The 17,382-nt window shown below is 62.0% G+C and carries 16 protein-coding genes; 2 read left to right on the top strand and 14 right to left on the bottom strand.

The window, feature by feature from the left end:
• Positions 1–49 precede the first annotated feature (49 nt).
• The 3 genes from rpsP to DESUT3_RS05095 all read right to left on the bottom strand — a co-directional run bounded on the left by rpsP (position 50) and on the right by DESUT3_RS05095 (position 2,252).
• Positions 50–319 (bottom strand): 30S ribosomal protein S16, encoded by a 270-nt coding sequence (gene rpsP / locus DESUT3_RS05105; RefSeq protein ID WP_221251374.1) that lies wholly within the window; start codon positions 317–319, stop codon positions 50–52.
• 186 nt (positions 320–505) lie between these two features.
• Complete coding sequence (gene ffh, locus DESUT3_RS05100) at positions 506–1,858, bottom strand: signal recognition particle protein (protein WP_221251373.1); 1,353 nt, start codon at positions 1,856–1,858, stop codon at positions 506–508.
• 106 nt (positions 1,859–1,964) lie between these two features.
• Positions 1,965–2,252, bottom strand: a complete 288-nt coding sequence (locus DESUT3_RS05095; RefSeq protein ID WP_318835990.1) for a DUF3343 domain-containing protein — start codon at positions 2,250–2,252, stop codon at positions 1,965–1,967.
• Between the two features lie 153 nt (positions 2,253–2,405).
• Between DESUT3_RS05095 and DESUT3_RS05090 the strand changes: the two genes are divergently transcribed.
• Both DESUT3_RS05090 and DESUT3_RS05085 read left to right on the top strand, forming a co-directional pair.
• Positions 2,406–2,663, top strand: coding sequence for a hypothetical protein (locus tag DESUT3_RS05090; RefSeq protein WP_221251372.1), 258 nt, complete (start codon positions 2,406–2,408; stop codon positions 2,661–2,663).
• Positions 2,660–3,157, top strand: a complete 498-nt coding sequence (locus DESUT3_RS05085) for a DUF721 domain-containing protein (RefSeq protein WP_221251371.1) — start codon at positions 2,660–2,662, stop codon at positions 3,155–3,157. The genes DESUT3_RS05090 and DESUT3_RS05085 overlap by 4 nt, the downstream gene beginning before the upstream one ends.
• An 11-nt stretch (positions 3,158–3,168) precedes the next feature.
• Here the strand turns inward: DESUT3_RS05085 and DESUT3_RS05080 are convergent, their stop codons facing one another.
• From DESUT3_RS05080 to purH, 11 genes are all read right to left on the bottom strand, one after another.
• Positions 3,169–3,921: a tRNA1(Val) (adenine(37)-N6)-methyltransferase gene (locus DESUT3_RS05080; protein ID WP_221251370.1), complete on the bottom strand. Its 753-nt coding sequence runs from the start codon at positions 3,919–3,921 to the stop codon at positions 3,169–3,171.
• A 59-nt stretch (positions 3,922–3,980) separates the two neighbouring features.
• The gene (locus tag DESUT3_RS05075; protein ID WP_221251369.1) at positions 3,981–6,242 is read right to left on the bottom strand and encodes a hypothetical protein; all 2,262 of its coding nucleotides are present in this window, start codon (positions 6,240–6,242) and stop codon (positions 3,981–3,983) included.
• Positions 6,243–6,504: 262 nt separating this feature from the next.
• Positions 6,505–7,149 carry a cytochrome c3 family protein gene (locus DESUT3_RS05070; protein ID WP_221251368.1) on the bottom strand — a complete coding sequence of 215 codons (645 nt, stop codon included), beginning with the start codon at positions 7,147–7,149 and terminating at the stop codon, positions 6,505–6,507.
• A 210-nt stretch (positions 7,150–7,359) separates the two neighbouring features.
• On the bottom strand, positions 7,360–8,451 hold the full coding sequence (locus tag DESUT3_RS05065) for an NHL repeat-containing protein (protein ID WP_221251367.1): 1,092 nt from the start codon (positions 8,449–8,451) through the stop codon (positions 7,360–7,362).
• 41 nt (positions 8,452–8,492) lie between these two features.
• Positions 8,493–9,491, bottom strand: a complete 999-nt coding sequence (locus DESUT3_RS05060; RefSeq protein ID WP_221251366.1) for a cytochrome c3 family protein — start codon at positions 9,489–9,491, stop codon at positions 8,493–8,495.
• A 43-nt stretch (positions 9,492–9,534) separates the two neighbouring features.
• The gene (locus DESUT3_RS05055; RefSeq protein WP_221251365.1) at positions 9,535–10,623 is read right to left on the bottom strand and encodes a 6-bladed beta-propeller; all 1,089 of its coding nucleotides are present in this window, start codon (positions 10,621–10,623) and stop codon (positions 9,535–9,537) included.
• 94 nt (positions 10,624–10,717) lie between these two features.
• The gene (locus DESUT3_RS05050) at positions 10,718–11,608 is read right to left on the bottom strand and encodes a cytochrome c3 family protein (protein WP_221251364.1); all 891 of its coding nucleotides are present in this window, start codon (positions 11,606–11,608) and stop codon (positions 10,718–10,720) included.
• 249 nt (positions 11,609–11,857) lie between these two features.
• Entirely contained in the window at positions 11,858–12,709 is an 852-nt protein-coding gene (gene ccsB, locus DESUT3_RS05045; protein ID WP_221251363.1) for a c-type cytochrome biogenesis protein CcsB, read from the bottom strand.
• 32 nt (positions 12,710–12,741) lie between these two features.
• Positions 12,742–14,109 (bottom strand): cytochrome c biogenesis protein ResB, encoded by a 1,368-nt coding sequence (gene resB, locus DESUT3_RS05040; RefSeq protein WP_221251362.1) that lies wholly within the window; start codon positions 14,107–14,109, stop codon positions 12,742–12,744.
• Positions 14,110–14,432: 323 nt separating this feature from the next.
• Positions 14,433–15,704 carry a phosphoribosylamine--glycine ligase gene (gene purD / locus DESUT3_RS05035; protein ID WP_221251361.1) on the bottom strand — a complete coding sequence of 424 codons (1,272 nt, stop codon included), beginning with the start codon at positions 15,702–15,704 and terminating at the stop codon, positions 14,433–14,435.
• Positions 15,705–15,811: 107 nt separating this feature from the next.
• Positions 15,812–17,377, bottom strand: coding sequence for a bifunctional phosphoribosylaminoimidazolecarboxamide formyltransferase/IMP cyclohydrolase (purH, locus tag DESUT3_RS05030; protein WP_221251360.1), 1,566 nt, complete (start codon positions 17,375–17,377; stop codon positions 15,812–15,814).
• Positions 17,378–17,382 lie beyond the last annotated feature (5 nt).

Raw genomic sequence — 17,382 nt, 5'->3', positions numbered from 1 at the left:
CGTCCTTTAAGATAAAGGATTGGCCCGCCTCGGTTTCCGGATGGGAAGCTTACGCCTTTTCCGGCTGCTTGAACTTGGCCCAGAGCCCCTGCGCACGCAGCAGGTTGCGTACCGTATCGGTAGGCTGTGCGCCCTGCTGCAGCCACTCCAGGGTCCGGTCTTCCTTCAGGGTCACCATGGGGGGGTTCTGCTTGGGATCGTACTGACCCAGATTCTCAATGAAACGGCCGTCGCGCGGGAAACGCTCGTCAGCAACTACCACCTGGTAGAAAGGTCTCTTCTTGGCGCCGCCGCGGGCCAGCCTGATTTTTACTGCCATCGGTTGTTCCTCCTGGATGTTTCTTAACGGGAATCCCGTTTTCGAATTAGGCTTTGGTCTATAAGGTCAAATCCCGGGTCTACGGCAGCCGGCTCTTTTCCGCCGCGCTTACCCCCTGCCGGGCCTGAATGCTGTCAATTATACCTGAAATTCTCCGGGCCGCCCCCTCTGCGGGGCCTGGGCCCTCTAAAAGGGCATCCCGCCGCCGCGGCCCATCAGCCCCTTCAACCCCTTGGGGCCGAGCTGCTGCATCTTCTTCATCATCTTCTGCGCCTCGGTGAAGCGCTTGAGCAACTGGTTGACGTCCTGCACCGTAGTGCCGCTGCCTTTGGCGACCCGCAGCCGCCGCGAACCGTTGAGCATCTTGTGGTCGCGCCGTTCCTGGGGCGTCATCGAGTTGATGATTGCCTCGATCTTCTTCATCTCCTTGTCCGGCAGCTGCATCCCCTTCATCTGCTTCATGGCCTTGCCGGCCCCGGGGATGAGCTTGAGGATCGACTCGAGCGAGCCCATCTTCTTGATGGACTGCAACTGGTCGCGGAAAGTTTCGAGGGTAAAGCCTTCCTTGCGCAGGCGCTGTTCGAGCTTGGCGGCCTGGTCCTTGTCGATGGCCGCCTCGGCCTTCTCGATCAGCGAGAGCACATCGCCCATGCCGAGGATGCGCTGGGCCATGCGGTCGGGGTGAAACACCTCGAGGGCGTCCATCTTCTCGCCGAGGCCGACCAGTTTGATCGGCTTGCCGGTCACCGCGCGGATCGACAGGGCCGCACCACCACGGGCGTCGCCGTCGAGCTTGGTCAGCACCACGCCGGTCAGCTGCAGCTGGGCGTCGAAGCTTTCGGCCACGTTGACCGCATCCTGACCGGTCATCGCGTCGGCAACCAGCAGGATCTCCCGCGGCGCCAGCGAGGCCTTGATCCGGCCCAGCTCGCCCATCAGCGCCTCGTCGATGTGCAGGCGCCCGGCGGTGTCGAGAATCAGCGTATCGAAGCCGTTGAGTTCCGCGTAGCGGCGCGCCGCCTCGCAGATGGCCACGGGGTCCTGCCCGGGCTGGGTGTCGTAGACCTCGATACCGAGCTGGCGGCCGACGGTTTTGAGCTGGTCGATGGCCGCGGGCCGGTAGATGTCGGCCGGCACCAGCAGCGGGTTGCGCTTCTGCTTGCGCAGGCTCAGCGCCAGCTTGCCGCAGGTGGTGGTCTTGCCGGCACCCTGCAGGCCGCACAGCATGATCGGCACCGGCGGACGCGCCGCCAGATCGAGGCTGTTGTCAGTCCCCTCGCCCATCAGGCGGCCGAGCTCCTCGCGGACGATCTTGATCACCTGCTGGGCAGGCGTCAGACTTTTGAGGACATCCTGGCCTACCGCCCGCTCACGGACCGCAGCCACGAAATCCTTGACCACCTTGAAGTTGACGTCGGCCTCGAGCAGCACCAGACGCACTTCGCGCAGGGCTTCCTGGATGTTGTCCTCGGTCAGCCGCCCCTGTCCGCGCAGCTTCTTGAAGACCGAATCGAATTTTTCCGTCAGATTATCAAACATGGCCGTCCAGGCAGGCGCCTAACGAATTCTCGCAAAATGGGCACTATAGTTAAGCACCTGAACCTTGTCAAGGGAAAAACCGCGCGAAAACCGGCGGCTGGGCGCCTCAGATTTCCACTTGCCGGTACTCTTTGCCTTCACGCTGGAACAGTTCGGCGGGGAGCAGGCCCTCGGGTTCCAACACCTCCCAGACCCGCGGTTTCTCGTCCGGTGTAAAGCGGATCGCCAGGCCGCAATCCGAGGTCAGCTGCCGGGGAACCGGAATCAGCAGCATCTCGACCCCCTTGGACTTGAGCAGTTTTTCGACTTTCATCACCCGGTGAATGGAATGGAAGATTGCCACCAGGTCGCCTTCACGGACCATCTGCACCCCCTTGAAGTTCGGTGCGCGCATGATGCCACGTTTTCCGAACGGGGCGCAAGAGCTAGTTCGTTGACAGGGCTCGGACAATCCAGCTACACTTAGACGTGCTTTTAATACCAGGGCAAACCCCTGAAACCCCGGTCAGCACAAAAGCAGGTATCTGCCGCCGAAAGGAACCACCCCTTGATTCACTCCCAGGCCCTCGGCCTTGCCAGCCTTCTCGCGTTCGCCTTCCTGGTCAATCTGCCGTTGGGGTTTCTGCGCGAAACCGCACCCAAGTACTCGGTGCGCTGGTTCGTCTATATCCACCTGTCCATCCCCTTCATCGTCGCCTTTCGCCTCGCCGAAGGGTTCGGCTGGAACATCATCCCCCTGACCCTGGCCTGCGCCGTCGCCGGCCAACTTGCCGGCGGACGCTTCCGGCGCTGGAAAAACCGGTGAAAGGCAAAAACCGCCCGCCCATGCGCAGGGCCGCCACCGCCGGAGATATCGTCCAGGAGCTGCTGCGGCAGCGGGGGATGGAAGGGAAATTGCGCGAATACCGGGCCTGGCAGGTCTGGGACGAGGTGGTCGGACCACAGATCGCGGCCCGGGCGCGGCCCTTGAGAATCCGCGAGGGAGTGCTGGAAGTGCGGGTCGAACAGCCGGTCTGGATGCAGCAGCTGCAGCTGCTCAAGCCGCGGATCCTCGCCAAGCTCAATGAGCGGCTAGGTGCCGGCACCCTGAAGGATATCTACCTGCGGCGCGGCCGCATCCAGGCCGATGAACTGCCGGAGAGCGGCCCCGACCCCGCCGCCTGGAAGCACACCCCCCTCACCGAGGAGGAAAAGGCCGAAATCGAGGCCACCCTCGCCTCGCTCGCCGACCCGGAGATCAAACGCCAGCTGCGCGCCCTGATGATGCGCCAGGCGCAGCTGAAGAAAAGCAGGAAATAATTTTCATTCCCTCAGGGCTTCTGCTCGCCGTAGATCGTCAGCACCTCCGCTGAATAGTCCTCCCCCTCACAGACATACAACGGCGGCTCCACCACCAATCCAGGGCGCCCTCGACGGCGCCCTTCCAGCAGAACCATGCGCGCCCCCTCGCCCCGGCGCGAGTGAACACAGCGAAGCCGCTTCGGCTCCAACCCCGCCTCGCGCATCCCGGCCAGCAAATCAACCAGGCGTTCCGCCAGATAAACGACGTAGAAGCGCCCCCCATCCCCCAGCAGGAAGGCGGCTGCCCGCAAAAAATCCCCCAGCCCCCCAGCCTGTTCATGGCGCGCCGCGCCCCGCTCCGACGTCGGCGCCTGGCGCCCGGTGCCCAACGGGCGAAACGGGGGATTGGCAAGCACCACATCGAATCCCTGCGCCGGCAGGGTTCCCTGCAGCGAGCGCAGGTCGGCTTCGACGATCTCCACCCGCCCGGCCAGGCCGTTTAGCTCTACGCTACGCCGGGCGCGCCCGGCCATCCCCGGCTGAACCTCCACCCCGACCAGCCGCTCCGCCTCGCTCATCCGCGCCAGCAGCAGCGGGATGACGCCCGAGCCGGTGCCCAGATCGGCCAAGGCCTCCCCGGGGGCGACCCGGGCGAAAGCACACAGCAAAACCGGGTCGAGGGAGAAGCGGTAGCCGTCCTTCTTCTGAATGATCTTCAACCCGCCTAGGCGCAGATCGTCGAGGGTTTCATCGGAACGAAGAATAATTTCAGGACCTGACATATTCACCGGCTCAGGCTCGTTGGCTCCAAAACCGGAAAAACCGGGCGAACCCGGTTTTTCTAGAAGATCTTTCTCACCTGCACCTCCCATCGGTGCTCATACCTTTCAGGAAGCGTGTCTCCCTCACTTCGCTCGCCGTAGGCGTAATCGAGGGCCACCTGCAGTTTCTCAAAGTTCAGGGCGGTGGTCAAATACCAGGTTGTGGTATGGGTATTTTCCGGGGAGCGGATATCGTAGCGGGCCCTTGCCCTGAGCAGCAGGATCTTGATCGGGTAGTAATCCCCAGTCAGGGTGAAAACTGTTGCCCGCAGCTGCCCTCCGGCAGCGTCGGTGAACCTTTCATACTCGATCTTCTCCTCGATTTCGGCCAGTTTCCGGATGATGCCGTTGGTTTTGAAGATCCGGTAAACGTACTGCTGCTCGCCCAGCACGTGGGAGCTGGAGCCTTCATCCTCGTCACGCCACTCGTAATCGAGCCGCAGCGAGCCCTCCATGCTGCGGTTGGGCAGGTAGCGAACCAGGGAGCGATTCAGGAAACTGGCATTAGCGCTGGAAAGGGACAAGTCGTCGGCCAAGGCCCCGCCGCTCAGCTCGCTGTTGCGCCTGTCATGTTCGCCGACCACCAGCTGGTTGAGGATATTGACCAGGAATTCCCGCCCATCGTAACGCAGGGAGTGGTTGGCGATGAACTGGCCGTTGCTCTGTTCGGGCTCCGAGAGGTAGTCATACTTCAGTTCGACGCGGTTGCTGATCCGGGACAGAGAGCGGTGCTCGCCAAACCAAGTGGTGATCGACCGGAACACGTCGCCGTCCCGGTTGTCGAAATCGGTGCCGAACAGACTCTGGCCGATGGCGCTCTTGGGGATGATATGGCGACTGACGGTGCGATCCAGGGTGCCGGTGCCGTACAGAAGCTCCTCCCCGAGCCCGGTGCGGAAACTGGTGGAGAGGCTGGTCTCGATCCGCCCTTCCAGCTCCTGCTCCCAGAAGCGGGTCTCCAACCCCTCGTCCCCGGTCCCCTCGAACCGCGCCAGGGAATAGGCGGTGAAAATGTCGTAGCGCGGCCGCACCGCCTTGTTGGTATAGTACTCGACCCGCGCCCTCAGGGCGTGGCCCTCACCCCGGTCCCCCTGCTTGACCTCGCCGTCGAGCTGGGGCGCCAGAATAAACCGCTCCCTGCGGAAAGTCTCCAGCCTGGTGGAAGCGAAGAGCACATCTTCATCTTCCTGGATGCCGCTTTCCAAGTCCAACCGCTCGTCGCGCGAACCGACGAAGCGAAACCGGGCAAAGGTGTCCCGGGAGAGTTCGCCGTTGAGATAGAAGGGAACCTCGAGGCTCTTGCGAAGCTCCCCCACCTCCAGCAGGCGGCTGTAGGTGTTGAAGGAGGACGCGTTCCAGCCGCTGCGCCGGGCGACGGCGAACATGTTGAGGTCATACCGCTCGAAATCATCTTCCTCGAGGTTCGGTTTTTTCCCCTCGGTGAAGGACCCGTCGGCGGAGATCTTCATCCAATTGGTGAAGTTGATCCACTGCCGCTGCAGGGTGTGGTCCACCGTTCCCAGCAGGTAGGTCGACTCCTCGTAATTTTCCTCGGGATTCAGGTAGTCGCGGTGCTCGAACAGACGGTAGTGAAACCAGTTGTCCTTCTTGTTCAGCGAGACGAAAGCCAGGTTGCGGTCCCGGTAATGTTCCGGGCTGAGGCTCTTTTCGTCCTTGACGTAGACTTCGGAGTAGTCGACCAGCAGCCGTGGGAACTGGGACAGAACCTCCCGGTAGCGCCCCTGGTAGGAGCCGTTGCGGATGCCGACCATGAGGGTGGCGCCCGAGCGGATCCGCTGGCCGTTCTGAATGTCGACGATGGGACTGGGGGTAGCGAAATTGTCGGATGGAAGGCTCTCGAACAGGGTGGGCACCCTGCCGTCGACGAAGGCCGACTGGATCATGTCCTGCGAGTAGAGGTGGAGGCGAAACGGCAGCCCACCGGGGGCCACCATGACATCCCCCCGATAGAGGATCTTTCCGGTCTCGACGTCGATCCCCTCGCCGTTCAACTCGCCCGACAGGGAGTTCCACTCGTATCCGAGGGACAGGTGGTAGTCGCCAGCCCGGCCCTCGAGAAGTTTCCCTTTCAGGGCGTACAAAAGCGAGTACTGCTGGGCAAAATAATCAGCGTCCAGGACCTTTTCCCCCACTTCCTTGGCCGAGTGCTCGCCGTAGATCATCTCGGCGGCCCCGAACAGGCGGCCCTCGGCCGCCGCCAGACCGGGGCAGCCCACCCAGATGATGCCCAGCATGGCTATGAGAGAAAAGACTAGACGCATGAAATTCCCGGGATGTTTATTTGCATGGCACCGCTGATGAGAAAATTCCCCTGAAATCCAACAGATCCCGGAACTTCTCCACATCGCAGACGTTCGCGCCAGACCCTTTTGATCAATTAAAATTTCCAGCGGCGCTCGCCCCGCAGCCCTCTACATCTGCGCTCCGGCTGCGCGGCGTCGGGGAGCGTCCAGACAGGCCCGGATTCCGCTGGGAAAAGGGCGGGGGTTACCCCCCGCCCGATCACCAGTAAACAGCCCTGCCTTACTTGTCGTGGCAGGCCAGACAGAGGTTCGAAGAGGTATTGTCGACCAGCAGGAACGGCACATTGGCCGGATCGTGCACGTCGTGGCAGGAAGAGCACCACATGATGTTGCTGCTGGCCCCGAAGAACTGCACGCCCGCGGCGGTGGCGTCGGTGATCAGTTTGATCTCCGAGTCCTCCCCGGCACCCGAGCCCGCATCGATTGCCGCATAGTCGAAGCCGATGGGGTGGTCGTTGCTCAGGTTGGTGCCAAGGTCGGCGTCCGCACCAAGCGCCGGCGAGTAGAGCGCGCCGCCGCTGTTGGGCGGGTTGGTCAGTGCGCCGCCGATGCTGGCGCCGTCGTGGCAGGAAAGACACAGGGGAGCGTCAGTGGCATTGTAGCTGGTCAGGTCGTAGGTCGCCTGGATGTCGACACCCGAATAGATTTGCGTGGCGTTGGACATCCCGCGGTTCCACAGGGGAGCCGACACAGAAGCGGTCACCCCGTGGGGTGAGTGGCAGTACACGCAGAGTTCGTCGATGTCCCCGGCAGCCCCCCCGCCGGTGGTGTTGCTCAGGTCGTGGGCCGACCCCTGAATCGTGAGGCCCATGGCCGGAGCGGCCAGCAGCAGCGCAGCTGCAACCAACAGTAGATACTTTCTCATTTCCCTTTACCTCCTTTTTGTTTGTTGGACAGACGGTTGATAGCGTGTCCATGGGTGGCAGTGATACCTCATGACTCCCATTTAAGCAAAGCATGTGCCAAACATATATGCCCTTAATTTCATACAAAAAAAATGGCTGGGCGAAAAGCCCAGCCATTTTACGGACACCCCGATGTCATATCACTGACGACCCTCTGGGCCGCCCCCGGGCTATTTGCCCTTCTCTTTCTTCAAAAACTGGTCCAGCCTCTCGATGTCCTCCGGGGTGATGGGGTTTTGCGCGAGATATTTTTTGGAAAGGTACTGCCAGACGGCAAAACGCTTGTTCAACCCGTCGGCAATGTAGAGGCGGTCGTTGCCGTCGATGAAAATCGAGTGGGGGCTGGCAAAGCCGAGCGGGTGGTTCGACCCTCCCGCGCCGCCGGTGGCCAGCAGCAGGCGTCCCTCGGGAGCGTAGGTCAAAAGCAGGGCCTTGCGGGTGTCGACGATGTGCAGGTTTCCCTCGCTGTCAAAGGCGAGGTCCTTGGGGTTCTCGAACTGCCAGTCGCGATCGCCCCGCTCGCCGAAATGGTAGAGGTATTTCCCCTGGGCGTCGAACACCTGGATGCGGGCGTTCAGCATATCCGCCACAAAGACCCGGTCCTGCCCGTCGATGGCCATCCCCTGCGGTCCGAACAGCTTGCCAGGCTCCCTGCCCTGCTCCCCGAAGGCGAAAAGATGCTTCCCCTGCAGGTCGAAGACCTGGATCTTGTGCGCCTTGCCATCGGAGACGTAGATCCGGTTAAGGCGCTCGTTGATGGCCAGAAAGGCCGGATTTTCAAAAATCTTCTCATCACCGATGGCGAACAGCGGCACCTGCTGCGGCGAGTAGACCTTGACGTTGCGGGCCTCCCCGTCGGCGATGTAGAGCCGCCCCGCCTGGTCGATAGCCAGCCCCAGAGGGAGGCTGAACACCGGCTGATCGGTGAGAAAATGGATTTCATAGTTGTTGAAATCGTAGACCCGGATATTTTTGTGGTGGACATCCGAGACATAGACCGTCCCCTTGCCGTCGGCAACCACCCCGAAGGGGGTCTTGAAGGTGTAGGCCTCGGGCTTGCCGACCACCTGCTCGGACAGTTTCTGCGCCTGGGTCTTGGGAAAATCGTCCTGGGAGGCATAGGTGTTGACCCACTCCAGGCGGGGCTCGTTGGGGGGCAGCGGCCAGAGGATCCGCGGCTTGGCGGCCGACCCTGCGGAACACCCGCTCAACAGCAGCAGCCCGGCCATTCCGCCAACAATCAAGCTAGTCAGGTTTCTCATTTTCACGACAACTCCTCTTTGAGCGATTTATTTTTTACGCTTTATTTCTTATGGCAGAGCTGGCACAGGGCCATGCGGGAGCTGATCCCCCCCTGGAAATAGGCCTCCGACTGCCCGCCGTGGGGATCATGGCAGCCCACGCAGGTGAGCTCCCTGCCGGGGCGGTTGGGATCGGCCTCCCCCATGAGCGGGTGCGCTTTCCCGCCAACCCCCCGCAGAACATGGGGCTGGCGCTTGACCGCCTCGTGGCAATCCAGGCAGAGCTCATTGACCGGCTTGACCAACTGCCCATAGGTGTCGCTGGCGTGGGGATCGTGGCAGACCTGGCAGAGCCCGGCCTCCACCGGGCCATGGACGAACTTCTTGGCCGTGAATTCATCGACCTTGTCCTGGTGGCACTCGTTGCACAGGGCGGCGTTCTCCGCGCGGGGCTGATATTTGACGGGGCGGCTGTCAACCTGGTGACAATAGGTACACTGATAGACCCCGGCAGGGCCGTGCACGTAGTCCTGAGCCAGACGCCGGGCATGGCATGAGCCGCAGGGATTGGTCTTGGCGTTGTCCGCGGCCAGCTCCTCGGGCGAAGGCGCCATGTTGTGGCAGCCGGTGCATTTGGCCTCGTTTTCCTGGGAGTGCATGGCGAAGGGGCGATAATCCTTCGGTGCCGACGCTCCGGGGGTGACGGCAAAATAGACCTCGGACCGGGCGCTGGCGACCTCCTCGCCCTTGACGTACCCCTTGACCAGGATAAGGTTGCGCCCCGGATCGAGCACCGGTTCGACAATCAGAAAATCGCCGAAGGCCGCCCGGTACTCGGGCTGGGAAAGATCCAGCAGTTCGGTCTTGTAGCCGCCCAGTTCAATGGACACCCCATCGAGCTGGGGGTTGTCCCCGCCCCTGATGATGAGATAATTGGTCCGGCTCACCACGGTTTTGTCCGGAGGATAGATGATCTCCAGAGACCAGCCAGGCCCGGCAGCAAGCAGAAAGGCAAGGGCGCCCAGGACCGAAGCCAGTAAGCGGGAATGTCGACTGTTCACTGCATGCTCCCCGAGATGAAAGAAGTCATTTCTTCACCCGACCTCAGAGACCGGGCGGTCGAAAGGTTTGACCTTGCTTGATGGGGTGTTTCTGAAGGTACTGGTCGTTGAGGTACTGATACTTGTGGATCATCGCGTTGAGCGAGTCCACCACCCAGATCGCCTCGTTGGCGTCCACCTCGATGCCCATGGGCAGGAAAAAGCCCCCCGGGGTCACCTGCCCCTTGGTCACCTGGGCCTCGCCGCCCACCGAAAGCAGGTATTGCCCCTGCAGATCGAAGATCACGAAGCGGTTGGCCGTGGAATCGGTGACGTAAACGTGGCCGGAGGGGCTGATGGAAAGTGCCTTGGGAATCCGGAAAGAGCCAAGGGCGGTGCCCCGCTCACCGAACTCCCGGAGGAAACGCCCCTGCGGATCGAGGACCTGCACCCGGGCATTCATCGAATCGAGGACATAGAGGTTGCCTTCGCTGTCCACATCGACATCGAGGGGGAAATTGAATTCCCCGGGACCGGAGCCGCGCCTGCCGAAGGTACCGAGCGATTTGCCTTCGCCATCAAATGCCACCACCTGGTGAGCGCCGGTGTCGACCACGTAGAGGCGCTTGAGCCTGTTGTCGAAGCACAGCCCGGTCGGCCGCTGCAACTGCCCCTTGCCGAAGCCGCGAACGGCTTTTTCGTCGGCGCCGAACTCGATGATCTTCCCCTCGAGAGAATCAGCGACAAAGAGCCGCCCAGCGTCGTCCACGGCCAATCCGCCGGGAAATTTGAAGGGCGGCTGGGGGACATTGGGGATTTTCAGGGTTCTCACCTGGTGCGCGGTTCGGTCCAGGACAAACACCTCGCGCTGCGCGACATCGGAGACAAACACTCTCCCCTTGCCGTCCGCGGCTACCGCGTGGGGCCGGGAAAAAACCTTGTGCGGCTGTGACTTGCCCAACACCGCCTCGGCAAGCCAGTGCTCACCACCGCGGCGCACGTCGTCGTCGCTGTAGAAGAACTCAAGATATTCGATCCGCGGCCGCGCGTCCCCCGGGGGCCAGAAAAAGCGCTGACGTTCCGCTGCCTTGGGAGCGCAGCCGGCAATCAGCAGCAGCACCACGAGAATCCCTGCCTGGACAAAACGATTCATCGGTATTTCCAATCCTGCCTTTTTCATTTGCCAGCCTTGCCCCCCCCGCGGCCGGGAAGCGTTACACCAGAAAACCAAGGGGTCCCTCGGACGCCTACTCCTGACCGAAGATGGTCTTTTGTTCCCTGAGGATCTGCTGCTGGCTCAGACGGTCATAGGTCTTGGGCTTGTGGCAGCCGACAAAGCAGGTCCCGCCGTTGGCGGTACGCTGAAAATTGATGGGAATCTCCCAGCTGCCGAAACCTGGTATCTTGCTGAGGATGAGTTTGTCCTGGTCCCCGCCGTGAACCCCGTGACAACTCTTGCAGACCCGCCCTTTCTTGGCCTTGTTGACGTGCAGCACGTGGAGGTTGTAGTCGCCGTTGCGGAAACTGGTCGCCTCCGAGGTCCGCTCGTAGAGAAACGCCCGGTCGTCGTGACAGCGGAAGCAGAGGGCGAAGTTCTCGTACCGGTAGGGCGTATAGAACTCGGCGGGATAATAGTCCTTGAGCAGGGGCTTGAACTCTGACCCGTGGGGCTTGTGGCAGTCCCAGCAGCGCCCCTCGGCCACCGGGGCATGTTGCGACCGGGCATTTTTCACAATCCGCTCGATCCCGCCGTGGCAGTAGAAACAGATCTTGTTTCCGGAGCCCAGCAGCAGGGCGGGGTTGTCGGATGCGTGGGGGGTGTGGCAGAAATTGCAGCGCCCCGCTCGAACCGGCCCGTGCCGATTCGGTTCATTGCCGACATCGTCATGGCACTGCAGGCACAGCTCGCCTCCCCTGGCCACGGCCTTGAACCCCTTGGCACTTCCCGGATGTTTGGCTCCGGTCGCCTGGTGACAGCTTTCGCATTCACCCTCGCTCACCGGGGAGTGGACGACCTTGGGGAGCGCGAGGTCGGCATGGCAGTCGGACACCAGGCAACCGTCGGCAGCCGCAACAGAGGAGGCAAACAGAAAGGAGGCGAAAAACTGCACCGCCCCCCAAAGAACAAGCTTTTTCATATGCATGGCGGCGTTCCTTGTCAGCGAATCGCAGAATCGGAAACGTGATTACGCGGCTTTGTGCCGGGGAGCACTGCTTCCCCCGGGCTGGCTTTGTTGCCGTCAGTTCCCCTCGGGCAGGGGCCTGCACAGTAAATGGCGAACAAAACGGGCAGGCAGCTGCCTGCCGACAACAAACCTCTGCAATCTTCGCGCCATGAAAGAAAAGTGCCCCTCCGGGATTTCCGAAGGGGCACGAGGTGGAGTTGCCTACCCTCCGTAGGAGTGCAAACCGGACAGGATCAGGTTGACCCCGAGGTAGCAGAAGACCGTCGCCGCGAAGCCGAAGATCGACAGCCAGGCCGCCTTGCGCCCCACCCAGCCGCGGGTGAAGCGGGCGTGCAGGAAGGCCGCGTAGATGAACCAGACGATCAGGCTCCAGGTCTCCTTGGGGTCCCAGCTCCAGTAGGTGCCCCAGGCGTAGTTGGCCCAGGCCGCGCCGGTGATGATCCCCAGGGTCAGCATGGGGAAGCCGACCATGATCGCCTTGTAGTTGAGGTCATCGAGGATCTTGGCCGAGGGGAACATGCCGAGAATCCCCCCGGCAGGAGAGTCCGACGGGGACTTCTCTTCCTTGCCGACCTTGACCAGGTACATGATCGAAACCCCGCAGGCCACGGCGAAGGCAGCGTAGCCGATAAAGCAGGTGAATACGTGGTAGGTCAGCCAGTTGCTCTGCAGGGCCGGCACCAGCGGCTCGATGGCGTCGTTGAGCCGCAGCTGCGCCCAGATCATGCCGAGAAAGGCGAAGGGGAGCACGAAGGCGCCCACCGCCCGCTGCTTGTACTTGAGATCGAAGAGCAGGTAGATCAGCAGGATCGACCAGGCGAAAAAGACCACCGATTCATACAGGTTGGAAAGCGGCGCATGGCCGAAGCCCAGCTGATGCGACTCCACCCAGCGCATGGCAATGGCGCCGGTGTTGGCGGCAAAACCCGCCCAGGCGACCAGGGTGGCAAGCAGGCCGACAACCTTGCTGCGCCCGGCGATGAAAACGACGAACAGGACCATCGAGGCAAAATAGGCGATGGTGGTGATATTGAACAACATGGAGCTGGTCATGGGTGCACTCCTCCTTGGTGGCCGCGCAAGGCCTAGGAAGCGATTTCGTTCTTGAGGTTCTTTTTGAATTCGTCAAAAAACAGTTCGAAGGCCGGTTGGTTGCGGTGGGCCGATCCGCCCAGCTTGATGCCGGTTTTCTGACCCACCGGCTGAATGGTCAACCAGATGCGGCGATGGGAGAGGAAAAAGGCGATGATGCAGCCGACGACCATCAGGAAGCAGCCGAGCCAGACCACCCAGACCCCCGGGTCCTTGGCCACCTGCAGGCCGGTGTAATAGCGCTGCTTGTACTCGCCCATGCTGAAGATGTAGTCGCCGCCGCGCTGGGCGTCGAATTCGGGAAAGGCCTGCAGAACCACGAAGTTGCTGCGTTTTCCGTCGGCCGAGACGGTCTCGAGCCGGGCGCCGGGACCGAAGTTCTGAAAGGAGGGGGCGAACTGAACGACGCGGAACCCGCCGCCATCGGGCAGTTTGACCATCTGCCCCTGCCTTGCCACGAGGTCGAGGGTCTCGCCGGTCTCGCGAACCTTGACCCGGAAGTTGAAAATCGGATCGCCGGTCGGGCCATAGCTGGACTGGTAGAAGGTGATCCCCTTGTAGCGCAGCGGGTCGTTGACGATGATCGGCCGATTGGTCAGCTCCTCGCTCACCGGTTTACCGTCTTCGAGAACGGTCAGGATGCTTTTGAATTCCTTGGGCCGGTTGGAGCCAGGGTAGAAGGAGACGCTGAACGATTCGCAGTGCACGGCAAAGCCGAGTTCGAGCGGTTCGTTGCTGCCCCGGGGCCAGACCTTGGTGGTCTGGGTCCCTTCGACGATATTGACGAAGGCCTTGTAACCCCAGAGATTGCCGATGATCGCCCCAAGGAAAATGATCAGGATGGACAGATGGGTGACATAGACGCCAAACCGGGAATACTTGCCCTTCTGGGCGAAGAAATGAATCTTGCCTTCCTTTTCGGTGACAACCGGCTCGGCGAAGTTCTCCTTGAAGAGTTTGGCGATCTTGTCCCGGTAATCGGCCGGTGAGCCGCTCACCACATGCTCTTCAACGTTGCTGAAGGTGCGGAACAGCGAATCTTCAGCGGTCAAGACGGGCTCGTGGACGGTTTTCCAGACCCGGGGAAAACGCTTGATGGAGCAGGCGATCAGGTTGATGGAGAAGATCCCCAGCAGGGCGAGGAACCACCAGGAATGGTACATGTCAAAAAACTGCAGCGAATTCAGCACCCGGTAGGTCGTCTCGCTGTAGATCTGCAGGTATTCCTGGGGAGAGAGATTCTGCTGGATGACCGTACCGATGATCGAGGTGACGGCAAGCAGGATCAGGGTGATGATAGTCAGCTTGAGGGAGCAGAAAAAGTCCCAGAGAGCATCGATAGGGCTTCGTTTTGTACTCAAGTCAATTTCTCCTGGAGAATGGGGCCCCTGAGGTTGAAATCACGGTTGACAGCAAGCGGGTCCGCAAGCCGCTGGCGGGAGTGCGGCACATGCGCAAGGCTAAACGATAGCCCGTCCGGTGCGGATGAAGCCACCGGAGCTGGAAATGTTAAGCCACATTCGTTTTTTGATAGAATTTACAAAGTCTTGAAAAAGCTAATATACGCCCTCTTCCAGTGTCAAGGGAAATCGGCACGAATCTGCACTGGTTAAAAGCACATTCGCAGGGCCCAACAGGCTGTTTCGAATAGACTTTTTCACTTAATTAGAAACTGGACCAAGGTTCAGCGATGCAGCGCCCTGCGGCCGATGTCCTTGCGAAAATGGACCTTCTCCCAGCCGATGGCCTGCACCCCGAGATAGGCCTTTTCGATCGCCTCGGCCACGCTGGCCCCCAAGCCGGTCACACCGAGCACCCGGCCTCCGTGGTTGACGATCCTGGCGTCCTTGAGGGTCGTGCCGGCGTGAAAGACCATGAGATCATCGATCTTGGCCGCGTCTTCGAGCCCCTTGATTTCATAGCCTTTTTCAAAGGATCCCGGATAGCCGCCCGAGGCCATCACCACGCAGACGGCGGCCTTGTCGTGCCACTCCAGGGAGCCCTGGGTCAGCTTGCCGCGGGCGATGGACTGCAGCACCGGCACGATGTCCGATTTCATCCGCATCAGCAGAGGCTGGGCCTCGGGGTCGCCGAAACGGGCGTTGAACTCCACCACCCGGGCCTTGCCGCCGGCGATCATCAGCCCGACGTAGAGAATGCCCGAGTAGGGGCAGCCTTCGGCGGCCATCCCCTCGATGGTCGGCCGCACGATGGTGTCGAGGACCTCGGCGGTGAGGGCCTCGGTAACTACCGGGGCCGGCGAGTAGGCGCCCATGCCGCCGGTGTTGGGCCCCTCGTCGTTGTCGAAGACCCGCTTGTGGTCCTGGCTGGAGGCCAGCGGCAGGATGTTCTTGCCGTCGGTGAAGGCGAAGAAGGAGGCCTCCTCCCCCTCCATGAACTCCTCGATGACTACGCTGGCTCCGGCGCTGCCGAAGACCGCATCGACCATGATCTCGTTTACCGCCGCCACCGCCTGCTCCTCGGTCATGGCGACGATGACCCCCTTGCCGGCGGCCAGGCCGTCGGCCTTGACCACGATGGGCGCGCCCTGCTCGCGGATGTAGGCCACGGCCGCGTCACGGTCGGTGAAACTGCGGTAGGCGGCGGTGGGGATGCCGTACTTGGCCATCAGGTCCTTGGAGAAGCCCTTGGACCCCTCGATGCGCGCGGCAGCCTGGCTCGGCCCGAAGATTTCCAGGCCGGCGGCCTGGAAGCGGTCGACGATCCCCAGGGTCAGGGGCACCTCGGGGCCGACCACGGTCAGCTCGATGGCCATCTCCCTGGCGAAGGCCAGCAGCCCGTCGATGTCGTCCGCAGCGATCGCCACGCACTCGGCCAGCCCGGCGATGCCGGGGTTGCCCGGCGCACAGTAGACCTTGTCCACCAGGGGCGACTGGGCAATCTTCCAGACCAGGGCATGCTCGCGGCCGCCGCCGCCGACAACTAAAATCTTCATAATTCAAAAACCTTTCAAAGCGTAATAAGTGATAAGTAATGAGTGATGAGAAAAAGCCTTTTCACCTGTTACTGATTACTCATCACTCATCACGCCTTTTTTTATTTTTAATGCCGGAAATGGCGCATCCCGGTGAACACCATCGCCATGCCGTGTTCGTCGGCGGCGGCGATGACCTCCTCGTCGCGGATCGAGCCGCCGGGCTGGATGACCGCGGCGATGCCGGCGGCGGCGGCGTTGTCGATGCCGTCGCGGAAGGGGAAGAAGGCGTCCGAGGCCATCACCGCCCCCTTGACCTGCAGGCCGGCGTGCTCGGCCTTGATGGCGGCGATGCGTGCCGAGTTGACCCGGCTCATCTGCCCGGCGCCGACCCCGATGGTCATGCCGTCCTTGCCGTAGACGATGGCGTTGGACTTGACGAACTTGGCGACCTGCCAGGTGAAGAGCAGATCGCGCATCTCGGCGTCGGTGGGCTGGCGCTTGGTGACCACCTTGAGTTCGGCGGTCAGCTCCAGATCGGTGTCCTGCACCAGCATGCCGCCGTTGACCCGCTTGAATTCAAAGCGCTGGGCGGGCTGGGCCGGCCACTGGCCGCACTCGAGCAGGCGCACGTTCTTCTTGGCGGCGACCACCGCCACGGCCTCGGCGCTGACCTTGGGGGCGATGATCACCTCTACGAACTGGCGCTCGACGATGACCTTGGCGGTATCGGCATCGAGCTCGCCGTTGAAGGCGATGATGCCGCCGAAAGCCGACTCGGTGTCGGTGGAAAAGGCCCGGTTGTAGGCCTCGAGGAGGTTGCTGCCGAGGGCGACGCCACAGGGGTTGGCGTGCTTGACGATGACGCAGGCCGGGGCCTCGCCGAACTGTTTGACGCACTCGAGGGCGGCGTCGGTGTCGGCGATGTTGTTGTACGAAAGCTCCTTGCCCTGCAGCTGCTTGGCGGTGGCGATGGAGGCCTCTTTGACCTCCTTTTCGACGTAAAAGGCCGCTTTCTGGTGGGGGTTTTCACCGTAGCGCATCCCCTGGGCCTTCTTGTACTGCAGGGTCAGGGTCGGCGGGAATTCGGCCGACTCGGCATCGAGCTTGCGCCCCAGCCAGTTGGAGATGGCGCCGTCGTAGGCGGCGGTGTGCTGGTAGACCTTGACCGCCAGGCGGAAGTTGGTCTCGCGGCCGACCGCGCCGCCGCTCTGCTTCATCTCGGCCAGCACCCCGGCGTAGTCGGCGTGGTCGACCAGCACGGTGACGTCGCGGTTGTTCTTGGCGGCGCTGCGCAACATGGTCGGGCCGCCGATGTCGATGTTCTCGATGGCATCCTCGAGGGTGCAGTCGGGCTTGGCGACGGTAGCCTCGAAGGGGTAGAGGTTGACCACCACCATGTCGATGGGCTCGATGCCGTGCTCCTTCATCTTGGCCACGTGCTCTGGGTTCTCCCGCATCCCCAGCAGGCCGCCGTGGACCTTGGGGTGCAGGGTCTTGACCCGGCCGTCGAGCATCTCGGGAAAACCGGTGAACTCGGAGACGTCCTTGACCGCGAGCCCCTGCTCGCGCAGCAGCTTGGCGGTGCCGCCGGTGGAGAGGATCTCCACGCCGTAGCCGCTGAGTTCCCGGGCGAAGTCAACCACGCCGGTCTTGTCCGAAACACTGATGAGAGCACGCTTGATGGTAGCCATTGAGA

This window comes from Desulfuromonas versatilis (assembly GCF_019704135.1).
GTDB lineage: Bacteria > Desulfobacterota > Desulfuromonadia > Desulfuromonadales > NIT-T3 > Desulfuromonas_A > Desulfuromonas_A versatilis.
The sequence above is the reverse complement of the archived record's forward strand: the minus strand, read 5'-3'. Positions and strand labels throughout refer to the sequence as shown.